General features: G+C 37.4%; 14 protein-coding genes. 11 read left to right on the top strand and 3 right to left on the bottom strand.

What is annotated here, in order from left to right; genetic code table 11:
* Positions 1 to 12: 12 nt before the first annotated feature.
* The 10 genes from V7266_RS03115 to V7266_RS03070 all read left to right on the top strand — a co-directional run bounded on the left by V7266_RS03115 (position 13) and on the right by V7266_RS03070 (position 8581).
* Positions 13 to 249 carry a YkuJ family protein gene (locus V7266_RS03115; protein ID WP_098526949.1) on the top strand — a complete coding sequence of 79 codons (237 nt, stop codon included), beginning with the start codon at positions 13 to 15 and terminating at the stop codon, positions 247 to 249.
* A 115-nt stretch (positions 250 to 364) separates the two neighbouring features.
* Entirely contained in the window at positions 365 to 808 is a 444-nt protein-coding gene (gene cbpB, locus V7266_RS03110) for a cyclic-di-AMP-binding protein CbpB (RefSeq protein ID WP_335465759.1), read from the top strand.
* A gap of 56 nt (positions 809 to 864) precedes the next feature.
* Positions 865 to 2367: an MDR family MFS transporter gene (locus V7266_RS03105; protein ID WP_335465758.1), complete on the top strand. Its 1503-nt coding sequence runs from the start codon at positions 865 to 867 to the stop codon at positions 2365 to 2367.
* Between the two features lie 44 nt (positions 2368 to 2411).
* Positions 2412 to 3299, top strand: a complete 888-nt coding sequence (locus tag V7266_RS03100; RefSeq protein WP_335465757.1) for a LysR family transcriptional regulator — start codon at positions 2412 to 2414, stop codon at positions 3297 to 3299.
* Between the two features lie 77 nt (positions 3300 to 3376).
* A complete protein-coding gene (dapD, locus tag V7266_RS03095) occupies positions 3377 to 4078 on the top strand; it encodes a 2,3,4,5-tetrahydropyridine-2,6-dicarboxylate N-acetyltransferase (protein ID WP_335465756.1) in 702 nt (233 codons plus the stop codon).
* An 86-nt stretch (positions 4079 to 4164) separates the two neighbouring features.
* Positions 4165 to 5283: an N-acetyldiaminopimelate deacetylase gene (locus tag V7266_RS03090; protein WP_335465755.1), complete on the top strand. Its 1119-nt coding sequence runs from the start codon at positions 4165 to 4167 to the stop codon at positions 5281 to 5283.
* 218 nt (positions 5284 to 5501) lie between these two features.
* Entirely contained in the window at positions 5502 to 6050 is a 549-nt protein-coding gene (locus V7266_RS03085) for a peroxiredoxin (RefSeq protein ID WP_335465754.1), read from the top strand.
* Between the two features lie 166 nt (positions 6051 to 6216).
* Positions 6217 to 6672, top strand: a complete 456-nt coding sequence (locus V7266_RS03080) for a TlpA family protein disulfide reductase (protein ID WP_335465753.1) — start codon at positions 6217 to 6219, stop codon at positions 6670 to 6672.
* A gap of 114 nt (positions 6673 to 6786) precedes the next feature.
* Complete coding sequence (locus tag V7266_RS03075) at positions 6787 to 7698, top strand: DUF4349 domain-containing protein (RefSeq protein WP_335465752.1); 912 nt, start codon at positions 6787 to 6789, stop codon at positions 7696 to 7698.
* Between the two features lie 223 nt (positions 7699 to 7921).
* Positions 7922 to 8581: a potassium channel family protein gene (locus tag V7266_RS03070; protein WP_335465751.1), complete on the top strand. Its 660-nt coding sequence runs from the start codon at positions 7922 to 7924 to the stop codon at positions 8579 to 8581.
* A gap of 82 nt (positions 8582 to 8663) precedes the next feature.
* On the opposite strand, the gene rnjA is transcribed toward V7266_RS03070, so the two are convergent.
* The 3 genes from rnjA to def all read right to left on the bottom strand — a co-directional run bounded on the left by rnjA (position 8664) and on the right by def (position 11548).
* Complete coding sequence (rnjA, locus tag V7266_RS03065) at positions 8664 to 10331, bottom strand: ribonuclease J1 (protein ID WP_335465750.1); 1668 nt, start codon at positions 10329 to 10331, stop codon at positions 8664 to 8666.
* Positions 10332 to 10334: 3 nt separating this feature from the next.
* Positions 10335 to 10547, bottom strand: a complete 213-nt coding sequence (locus V7266_RS03060; protein WP_335465749.1) for a DNA-dependent RNA polymerase subunit epsilon — start codon at positions 10545 to 10547, stop codon at positions 10335 to 10337.
* Positions 10548 to 10993: 446 nt separating this feature from the next.
* Complete coding sequence (gene def / locus V7266_RS03055) at positions 10994 to 11548, bottom strand: peptide deformylase (protein WP_335465748.1); 555 nt, start codon at positions 11546 to 11548, stop codon at positions 10994 to 10996.
* A 178-nt stretch (positions 11549 to 11726) separates the two neighbouring features.
* Between def and V7266_RS03050 the strand changes: the two genes are divergently transcribed.
* On the top strand, positions 11727 to 12340 hold a 614-nt coding region (locus tag V7266_RS03050), incomplete at its 3' end, for a YkyA family protein (RefSeq protein ID WP_335465747.1).

Below are 12340 nucleotides of genomic sequence, written 5' to 3'. Positions count from 1 at the left end.
GGATAATATTTGATGTCACAGCTACAAGGTATATTAACTAGATTAAAAAACCTTCAGGAACAATCCACAAGTGGTGAACCTGCACAACGTTATTTTGAAGTAAATGGTGAAAGAAAATGTCAAGTAACCTTTCATCCAAAGACTGAAACGTTTGAATTGGAAATATATAACGAAAAGGAAAAACCAAAAAGATACCAATTTGATAACATCGATATGATTACAATTGAAATCTTTGATTTAATTCAGTAGGAGCCTATATTGGTTCCTTTTTTTCTATAGAAAGCAGTTTTAAAATTAACACGGATCCCTGGAAACTGTGATAGAATAAGTCTGTAGAAAACATACATTGAGGAGTATTCGACTTATGATTAGTCTTCCTAGCGGGGAATTTTTAGAATTAACAATTAAACAATTAATGGTACCTTCTGAGCGAGTTGCTCATGTGCAAATTGGAAATAGTCTTGAACATGCTCTGTTAGTTTTAACAAAAAGTGGTTATACGGCGATACCTGTCCTAGACCCGCATTACAAGCTGCATGGACTTATTAGTACGCCTATTATTATGGATTCGATTCTTGGACTTGAACGGATTGAATTCGAGCAGCTTGAAAACAAGCGGGTAGAAGAAGTTATGAAAAGCTCCATTCCTCGGGTGGGAATTTCAACTGCTATTAGTCAGTGTTTAGAGCTTTTGGTAAATCATCCATTTCTATGTATTGAAAATGAAGAAGGTTTTTTTGAAGGAATATTGCCACGAAGTACGGTATTAAACCAATTAAATAAAGTGGTTAAGAGATTTAAAAAATAGCCCTTAGTGCTTGCTCCCAATTGGGAGCTCTATTTTTTTAGGACGAGAGGTGTGCGATGAGTATTGAGATTGAAGCATTTGAGAATCCGAAAAGAAAGCAAACCAAGAAGTCATTAGTCCTTGCTTCCGTAATGCTTGCTATGTTTATGGGGGCTATTGAAGCAACGATTGTTTCAACCGCTATGCCAGCCATTGTTGCTGATTTGGGTGGGTTCACCCTTTATAGCTGGGTTTTCTCTGCATACCTTTTAATGAACTCGGTTACTGTCCTTATTTATGGAAAACTTTCTGATTTATTTGGCAGAAAACCAATTCTAACCATAGGAATTATTATCTTTTTAATTGGTTCGATTCTTTGTGGGATTGCTGGTTCAATGAAAACACTGATTATTTTTCGGCTGATTCAGGGTTTTGGGGCTGGGGCCGTTACGCCAATTGCTACAACGATTGTAGGCGATATTTATACTACTGAGGAACGCGCCAAAATTCAGGGTTATCTCTCAAGCGTTTGGGGGATATCAGCCATTACGGGGCCTGCAGTCGGCGGCTTACTTGTCCAATATGTCAGCTGGCATTACGTGTTTTGGATTAATATTCCCCTTGGACTCCTTTCGCTTCTTGGTCTTTGGTTATTCCTCCATGAAGATGTTGTAAAGAAAAAGCATGAGATAGATTATATAGGTGCGATTCTTTTAACAATCACTATCTCAACCCTTATGTTTATTCTTATCGAAGGTGGAAGCCGCTGGACATGGGGGTCATGGCAGTTGATAGGACTGCTGAGTATTACAGCTTTAGCTTTAATAGCCTTTGTATTTCAAGAAGGCAGAGCATCTGAACCGGTTATGCCGTTTTCCATCTGGAAGGAACGATCCATCTTTATTGCTAATATTACCTCCCTGACATCTGGGATTATTTTAATTGGGATATCAAGTTTTTTACCAACCTTTGTTCAAGGTGTAATGGAACAAACACCGATTGTTGCAGGGTTTACATTAACAACCATGTCAATCGGCTGGCCGATTGCCTCTACCCTTTCTGGAAAGATGCTAATTAGTATTGGTTATAGGAAAACTTCGATTATTGGTGGAGCTTTTTTAGTATTCGGCAGTCTTGCGTTTGTAACTATGTCGGCTTCGGCAGGGCCTATTTGGGCAGCTGTCGGCTCTTTCCTTGTAGGTGCAGGTATGGGTTTTACTTCAACAGCTTTCATTGTTTCCATTCAAAGTACCGTAGAATGGCAGCAAAGAGGAATAGCAACTGCTGCCAATATGTTTATGCGGAATTTAGGGAATACGATTGGTGCAGCCTTACTAGGCGGTATTTTAAATAATCGTATGGCTCATTTTTTTAGTGAAAATAATAAGTCGTTAACCGTAGACGACGCCAATAAGCTTTTAAAAGTAGCCGAACGAAATCAATTGACAGCCTCTGTAAAAAGAATTTTGCAGGAAGGGCTGACCTTCTCTTTACACTCTGTTTATTATGTTGTATTGACCTTTGCTGTTATCAGTATGCTGCTAATATTATTTATTCCTAAAAAGAAAATGGATTTGTAAGAACTATAGAATCATTAATCAAAAATAGTAAAGAGGTTTTGACTTTGTCCTCCATATCAGAATTTCAGTTGTTATCGGTTTTAGCTCAGGAGATGAATATGAGAAAGGCTTCAGAGCGGCTGTTTGTTTCACAGCCCGCGCTTTCACAACGGTTACAAACCATTGAAAAAGAATGGGGGACCAAATTGTTTATCCGCTCACAAAAGGGGTTATCCTTAACACCTGCTGGTGAGCATGTGATAGACTTTGTAAACGAAATTTTAATAAAACAGGAAAAGGTACGTGAAACGATTGATACTCTTCACGAAGGTGTCTCAGGTACATTAAAGATTGCTGTTGCATCAATCGTTGGTCAGAATTGGCTTCCAGAGGTTTTAAAAAAATTCATTGATAAATATCCACAAGTGAAAATTTCTTTAGTGACAGGCTGGAGCAGTGAAATATTAAAATGTTTATATGATGATCAGGTACATATTGGAATAATCCGCGGAACTCCTGATTGGAAAGGGGTAAAGGTACACCTTTTTAATGACCCGCTCTATCTTGTTGACCGGGAAATTACCAAACCGGAGCAGGTTTTAAAGACTGATCGTCCTTTTATCCAATTTAAAAGCGATTCTAACTATTATCAAGAAATCCAAGATTGGTGGATGAGAAATTATAAAACATCTCCAAAGAGGACTGTAGTAGTGGATCAAATAGAAACATGTAAACAGATGGCCTTCAATGGTATTGGTTACGCCATATTACCATCCATTACACTTAGGAAGGCGGACCGTGGTATTTTTAAGATACCATTGGTTGATGAGAATAATATACCTTTAAAACGGGATACTTGGTTATTAGGATATGAGTCTGCGTTCCAACTGAAACAGGTTGACGCATTTATGGAACTGATTAAAGAATATATCGCCGAATCTTCTGAAGAATAAGGTTGTTTTTTCTTGTTTTCAGTTCTTTTGTTTGTTAAAGTAATTTTTAGTACAAGATTAGGGGGCAAGTTAGAAAAATGGATGCACATGAAATTATTGCTTTTATTGCAAATAGTAAAAAGTCTACACCTGTGAAGGTATATTTAAAGGGTGACTTAGAGGGAATTGATTTTGGAAACGAAACAAAAACCTTTATTAATGGAAATACAGGCGTTGTCTTTGGCGAATGGGCTGACATTAATGCAGCCTTAGAAACGAACAAGGGAAAAATTGAGGATTTCGTGGTCGAAAATGACCGACGTAATTCAGCCATCCCATTGTTAGACACGAAGTACATTAATGCAAGAATTGAGCCAGGTGTCACTATTCGTGATCAAGTAGAAATTGGCGATAATGCAGTTATTATGATGGGAGCAGTTATCAATATCGGTGCCGTAATTGGTGAAAAAACGATGATTGATATGGGTGTAGTGCTTGGCGGGAGAGCCACTGTCGGCAAGAACTGTCATATTGGGGCAGGAACGGTATTAGCTGGAGTAATTGAGCCGCCTTCCGCACAACCTGTTATCATTGAAGATGATGTGTTAATTGGTGCTAATGCAGTTGTGCTTGAAGGTGTAAAAGTTGGGAAAGGCTCTGTTGTCGCTGCAGGCGCAGTTGTAACAAAAGATGTTCCGCCATATACAGTTGTTGCAGGTACACCAGCCAAGAAAATTAAAGATATTGATGAAAAAACAAAGTCAAAAACAGAAATCATGCAAGAGCTTCGCCAATTATAGTTTGACAATTTAGTGAAAAATTGCTGATAAAAAGCGTGGACTTAATCCACGCTTCTTTTATAGGGTAAAAAGGCAGGTATTTAGGTATGAAATCATTAATCGATATACGCAGGGATTTACATCAAATTCCTGAATTAGGTTTTCAGGAATATAAAACTCAGGCTTATCTTTTGTCAATAATAGAGTTATTTTCGGAAGAGCGAATTTCTATTAAAAAGTGGAATACGGGGCTGCTAGTAAAGGTTCATGGACTAAATCCTTCAAAAACAATAGGGTATAGAACGGACATTGATGGACTCCCTATTACAGAAGAAACAGGCCTTTCCTTTTCCTCTTCACATGAAGCAAGGATGCATGCTTGCGGCCATGATTTTCATATGACGATTGCTTTGGGTGTATTATCATATTTCATCGACAACCCAATTAATGATGATCTTTTGTTTGTGTTTCAGCCAGCCGAGGAAGGCCCTGGAGGAGCAGAACCAATGCTGAAATCGGAAGAAATGCAGGAATGGATGCCGGATTTGATTTTTGCACTTCATATTGCACCGGAATATCCTGTTGGAACGATTGCTTTAAAAGAAGGATTATTGTTTGCCAACACATCTGAATTATTTATAGATCTAAAGGGGAAAGGCGGGCACGCTGCATACCCGCATCAAACAAATGACATGGTTATCGCAGCTTGTTCCCTAGTTAACCAGCTGCAGACGGTTATTTCTCGAAATGTTGATCCATTAGATAGTGCCGTGATTACAATTGGAAAAATAACGGGAGGTACTGTTCAAAATATTATTGCGGAAAGAGCAAAACTAGAGGGAACAATTAGAACTTTATCTCCAGAAGCCATGAAAAAGGTAAAGCATCGTATCGAAGCCCTAGTTAAAGGGATTGAAACAGGGTATGAGTGTGAGACTGTAATTGACTACGGATCCATGTATCATCAAGTGTACAATACTGAATCAGTTACAAGGGAATTTATCGATTATACAAGAAACAAAACCAATGTCACAGTTGTGGAATGTCGTGAGGCCATGACGGGTGAGGATTTTGGTTATATGCTAAAGGAAATACCTGGATTAATGTTCTGGCTGGGTGTAGATTCACCATTTGGACTCCATCATTCCAAACTAAATCCCAATGAAACGGCTATTGATGTGGCTGTTAGGTTATTGACAAGCTATCTATCGTTTAAAGGTAATTAAACAACGATTACTGGCAAGACATCTATATTTTCGTTTATTCTCTAGGAAATAGGAAAAACTGACTAAGGGTCATTTAGTTTATAATTAGTAATAAATATGTTTACATAATAATAATTCATTGTTGCTCAATACAGGCTTGTTTTAAAATGAAATAATTAAAAAGAAAGCATTATGAGTTACTATCTACCTCATTTAAATAAAATTTTGGAGGGATCCTAATGCCAGAACGTATGGTAGGTAAACAGGCACCAAGCTTTGAAATGGAGGCTGTATTACCAAACAAAGAATTTGGAAAAGTTAGTCTAGAGGAAAACATGAAAAGCGATAAATGGACGGTATTGTTTTTCTATCCGATGGATTTTACATTTATATGCCCAACTGAAATTACTGCAATGTCTGACCGCTATGAAGAGTTTGAAGATTTAGACGCTGTTGTTATTGGTGCTTCAACTGATACGATTCATACTCACCTAGCTTGGATTAAAACTGACCGCAAAGAGAACGGACTTGGTGATATTAATTATTCACTGGCAGCTGACACTAACCACGTTGTATCTCGAGATTATGGTGTACTAATTGAGGAAGAAGGCGTAGCGCTGCGCGGATTATTCATCATCAGCCCAGAAGGTGAATTAATGTATTCTGTTGTTAACCATAACAATATCGGCCGTGATGTAGATGAAACATTACGTGTCCTCCAAGCATTACAAACTGGTGGTCTTTGCCCGGCAAACTGGAAGCCAGGCCAAGCTACTTTAAATGTTTAGTATAGGCTCTTTTTGCACATTTATTTAGGAAAAGATGCACAAAGAATTTTATAATACGAGATGATGAAATTCTTACGAAAACAACCATATTTGCGAAAAAAGCTTTAAAGAATCAAGGGTAGACCTAACCTGATGCGTTAGGTCTTTTTTAAACAGGGGGTTAGTCATGAAGTTACGAGAACAAATGCCGGAATTAACTGGGGCAACAGAATGGTTAAACGGCCAGGTTACAAAAGATGAGCTAATTGGTGAGAAACCAACTCTATTTCATTTCTGGTCTATTAGCTGCCATTTATGTAAGGAGGCAATGCCCCAGGTAAATCAATTTCGAGATGACTATAAAGAAAAATTAAATGTGGTCGCGGTTCATATGCCTCGTTCAGAGGATGATTTAAATCTAGAGGAAATTAAAAAGGTGGCGGTAGAGCATGGAATTACCCAGCCAATTTTTGTTGATAATGAACATAAGTTAACAGAAGCGTTTGAGAATCAATATGTTCCAGCCTACTATGTTTTTGACCGTGAAGGCCTGCTTCGTCATTACCAAGCAGGCGGCAGCGGAATGAAAATGCTTGAAAAACGTGTTAATCGCGTACTGGATGAATATGAAATAACAGAATAACTAACAACGAAGAGCTGTTCATCAAGAACAGTTCTTTTTTATTTAACAAAATCTTGAAACCTTCTCTTTAAATAAACGTCGGTATTTCTAAATAGAGATTGAGGGGGCAGGCAAATGAGATTGTCTAAAAAGGCATTATCGATTTTGTTAATAGTTATGTTGTTCGGAATTGCTGGCTGCACTTCGGATAATAAGAATGAAAGTGCCAAAATGAGTAACGAGGATAAAAGCGTAATGGACTCAGCGCAGTCTGGAAAAAGTGAAGAGTCACTGAACTCAACTGAACTCCCTAAACGGGACAAATCCATCGATACAGCAAAAGTTCAGGATAACAACCAGATGGTTATATATCAGGCAGAACTTGAGCTGAGGGTTAAAAGTTTTGAGAATGCTGTGCAAAGTTTAGAAGATAAAGCCCAAGGATACGGTGGATATATTGCAGAATCTAATGTAACTAGTGATGGGAAAGAACAAGTAAGCGGGCGTTTGAATTTGAGAATCCCGCAAGCGCATTTTCAGGAATTTGTAAATGATGCTCAGGGACAGGCCGCCGAAGTGCTGCAGAGGACTATAAACGGGCAAGACGTGACTGAGGAATATGTCGATCTCGAATCCCGGTTGAAGTCCAAACAAGCTGTTGAAGAGCGTCTTCTTAGTTTTATGAAAAATGCAGTCAAAACAGAAGATTTACTAAAGATATCTGCCGATTTAGCTTCGGTTCAAGAGGAAATTGAGGTTATTAAAGGAAGGATGAAATATTTAGAAAATCAGACGTCCTTTTCAACAGTGAACATCACACTTCATGAAAGGAAAGTGGTAATACCTAATCTGGAAAAGGATCAATTAAATACATGGGAAAAAACACAAAAACAATTTATGAAAAGTACAAATCTATTATTAGCTGGACTTTCAGGAATAGTTATCTTTATTTTAGGGAACCTGCCAATCCTAATTATTCTCGTCCTATTAGGCATTCTAGTTTATCTATACTATAATAAGAAAAAAAGGCAGAACAATCATGAGTAATGGATAAACGTTTTTTATAATGATGGCTGTGTTAAAGGTTAATGTTGATTTTGAAACGATGTTGATTGGATCGGATAAGCTCGACTCCTGCGGGAGTAAGGGGCCTAGGAGGCTCACCGGCACGCCCGCGGGTTTGCTGAGCGTTTGGAGCGGATATCAACATCCAAGTTTAACACAGCTCTAATGATACTTACTGACGGTACAAACGGGGGAGTTTATTCAAATGAAGAAAAGTTATGCGGTAATCGGACTGGGCCGATTTGGCGGCAGCATTTGCCGTACATTAGTGGAAGAAGGAATGGAAGTACTAGGAATTGATATCAATGAAGAACGAGTAAATCAATATAGTATGATAGCTTCACATGCAGTAGTTGGTGATACAACCGATGAGAATGTTTTGAAAAGCTTAGGGATTCGTAACTTCGACCATGTAATTGTCGCCATCGGAGATGATATTCAGGCAAGTATCCTTACAACCCTTATTTTAAAAGAACTAGGGGTAGGACGGATTACCGCGAAAGCTCAAAATGATTATCATGGAAAAGTACTTCAAAAAATTGGAGCGGATCAAGTTGTCCATCCTGAAAGAGATATGGGCAAGCGGATAGCGATCAATATGGCATCAAATAGTGTGCTTGATTATCTTGAACTGTCTGCAGAACATAGTATTGTCGAGATTGCAGCTAATAGGAAGCTTTCAGGTAACACTATTATGGAATTAGATATCCGTAAAAAATATGGATTAAATATTGTTGCGATCAAAAGAGGAGAAGAAATTATTGTTTCCCCGCAAGCAAAAGAAATCATTCAAAGTGATGATGTATTAATAGTCATTGGAAATGATCATGATATTGATCGGTTTGAGAAACAAGTCTTAGAATAAAGAAAGCGGAGGCGCCTTGAACAGGGGCGCTGGAGCTGGACAATAAAGAAAAGCGGAAGGGCCTTGGCTCTTCCGCTTTTTCTTAAACTTCCATAATGATTGGTAAAATCATCGGTCTGCGTTTAGTTTTTTCGTAAAGGAAAGGTGCCAGAGTATCTGTTATTTCATTTTTAATTTCTGACCATTGGCTAGTTTTCCGTTCCATTACTTTATTTAAGTGTTTTGTTATAAGATTCTGGGCATCATTTATTAAATCACCAGACTCTCTCATGTAAACAAATCCCCGAGAGATGAGGTCTGGACCTGATGCTATTTTAAATTCTTTCATATTAATACTTACTACAACAACTACTAAGCCCTCTTCAGAAAGAATCCGGCGGTCTCTTAAGACAATATTTCCGATGTCACCTACACCGCTGCCGTCAATATAGACGGATCCAGAAGGGATCTTTCCAGCAACCTGTGCAGTTTTATCAGATAGTGCAAGGACTTCACCATTGTCCATAATAAAGCAATTCTCTTCTTCAACCCCACAATCAACAGCAAGTTTGGCATGCATTTTCTGCATCCGATATTCACCGTGTATCGGCATAAAAAACTTAGGTCTAATTAACCGAAGCATTAATTTTTGTTCTTCTTGTCCACCGTGTCCAGAAGTATGAATATTACTTAGTTTACCATGAATAACATCTGCTCCAGCACGATATAACATATTAATGGTTCTGCTTACGCTAATGGTATTCCCGGGAATAGGAGAGGATGAGAAAACCACAGTGTCACCAGGTATAATTTGAATTTGTCTGTGGGTACCATTGGCAATTCTCGATAGAGCAGCCATTGGCTCGCCTTGACTGCCTGTACAAAGAATGGTCACTTTATCAGCAGGTAATCTATTTATTTGATTTGCTTCAATAAATGTCTCTTTAGGGGCTGATATATAACCTAACTCTAGCCCAATATTGATTGCCGCTTCCATGCTTCTGCCAAACACAGCAACTTTTCTTCCGTTCACTACCGCTGCTTCTACAACTTGTTGTAGTCTGTGTATGTTTGATGCAAAGGTTGCAAAAATAATCCGTCCATCCACTTTCCTGAAAATATCATGGATACTTTCACCCACACGGCGCTCGGACATGGTAAAGTCAGGGATTTCACTATTGGTACTATCCGATAATAAGCAAAGAACCCCTTCTTTACCTATTTCAGCCATTTTGGTTAAATTGGCAGGTTCACCTACTGGGGTAAAATCAAATTTAAAATCACCTGTATGGACGATTTGTCCTGGAGGGGTTTTTACGACAATACCATAGGAATCTGGAATACTGTGGGTAGTACGGAAAAAAGTTACGGATGTTTTGCGGAACTTAATGATATCATCTTCTTTAATCTCAATCAGCTTAGCGTTTCGTAATAATCCGTGCTCTTCTAATTTATTTTTTATTAACCCAAGTGCAAGTTTTCCGCCATAAATTGGAATATTTATTTCACGAAGTAAATAGGGGATTCCGCCAATGTGGTCTTCGTGTCCGTGGGTTACAAATAATCCTTTTATTTTTTCTTCGTTTTTAACCAGATAAGTGTAATCTGGAATAACATAATCAATCCCTAATAATTCCTCTTCAGGGAATTTTATTCCGGCATCAATTAATATAATTTCATCTTGGAACTGAACTGCATACGTATTTTTGCCTATTTCCCCTAGACCACCCAAGGCAAAAACAGCAGTTTGATCATTTTTTACAAATTTCATAAATTATCCAATCTCCAATACTTTAAAGTCTTCATTTTGTTGTTCGTATTCTAAATAGGCTCCTTTAACTTCTTGAACATATTCCACATTAAAACCGCGATCAGCAATTTTCTTGCGAACATCTACTACCGATTCACCCTTAACAAAGATTGTTTTAGTGTTCTCTCTAACGGGCACTTGTGTAATGCTTTCTTGATAATACACTTTGAATATCATGGTAAATTCGCTCCTAACTAAATCATAACTTTTTTTATTATATAAAATATTTTCATCTTTTTCATTTATTTTCTTTGGAGACTCCGTGGACTATATATGAAAAGTATGTAAATTTTAATCATATTACTACAATTTACAATAATGAAGGAGCCCTTCGCAAGTTTGAAGGGCCCTCTAAAAAATTAGGCAATGGATTTTTTTCTAAGTAAACCGTTCCACTGTTTTAAGAGCTTCTTCCTTAGCTTCTTTAACATAGTGGATCATCTCCTTACCTTTATTTTATACGAACCTTGTCTAAAGTAAAGTAAGCAATGGCAGATAATTGAAATATTTTTAGTGAAGTTATTTTTTTACTATTATTATATGAGGAAAATAGGTATTCTTACATGGTATAAGATGGAATAAAATTGAACAAAAAAACACCGGCCTAAAAAAAGGCCAATGTCTTATCTTTCAATAATAGTTGCTCCTTCGACCGGTTTGAAAGGATCATGTTTATCGATATGGTCATAAAACATGATTCCATTTAGGTGATCAATTTCGTGCTGAAAGCAAATTGCAGCAAGACCTTTTAGTCGAAGCTTGACTTCCTCGCCTTCAAGAGTCACTCCTTTTACAGTAATCCTTGCATATCTTGGAACATATCCTGGAATAGCTTCATCAACGGACAGACAACCTTCACCGCTTTGCAGATAGGACTTTTCAACAGAATGACTAACGACCTTGGGATTAAATAAAGCATAGCTGTATAAAGTTCCGCTTTCGTCAGAAAGATGAACGGCAATCATTCTTTTTGACACATTTATTTGTGGAGCAGCTAATCCTATTCCTGGCCGCAGGCTATATTTTGTGGCAATTTCACTGTTTTGACTGTTTATTACATATTCTAAAAGACTGGCTAAAATTCGTTTATCTTCTTCGGATGCCGGCAAAACAACCTCATCTGCCACTTTTCGAAGGGTTGGATGCCCGTCTCGAATGATATCCTCCATTGTTAACATGAACATTCACTCCTAAAATTCCATAAAGTTAGTCACCAGCATAAGTCTATCAAACAAAAGCCAAAATGTTAATAATTGTTTACATTATGAATGGTATCACTCTTTTTGGACAGTTAGATATTGTCAAATAAACTTTATAAAGATATAGTAGGAAATGCAGCAGTAAGGAGGTTTGAAATTGTTATTCAAAGAAAAAAGCAGTATCTTGATAGTGGTTACCGTTATTATTTTTATTTTATCAGGATGTGCAGAAAAAAAGACCCCCGTCGATAAAATGTATAATGTTTTAGAAGATGTTGTGAAAAAGGAAAAATTATTTGAGGAACAGCAAGAACCATTAGTTGCATTAGAAAAGCAAGAAAAAGAGCTATATGATCAAATTATTAAACAAGGAATGAAAGAATATGATCAGATTGTTAAGCTTTCTGATGAAGCTCTTGACTTAGCAGATCAAAGAAGAGAACTTTTTGAGAAAGAAACAACAAGCCTTAAACAATCAGAACTGGAATTTGAAAAAGTTGCTGATCTAAAGGATCAATTGGAGGATCCAACCCTTAAGGAAATGGCAAATGATCTTTATGATATCATGATGAACAGATATGAAGCACATAGGGAATTGTATAAGCAATACTCAGAGTCTCTTCAATATGATAAAGAATTATATCAAATGTTTAAAAATAAAGATTTGCCATTAGAAGATCTAGAAGCACAAATTAATAAGCTAAATGGAGCGTATAAAAAGGTGTACGCTGCCAATGAAAAGTTTAATAACTACACTGAACAATATAATGA

Source organism: Neobacillus drentensis (genome assembly GCF_036965645.1).
GTDB lineage: Bacteria > Bacillota > Bacilli > Bacillales > Cytobacillaceae > Neobacillus > Neobacillus drentensis_D.
The sequence above is the reverse complement of the archived record's forward strand: the minus strand, read 5'-3'. Positions and strand labels throughout refer to the sequence as shown.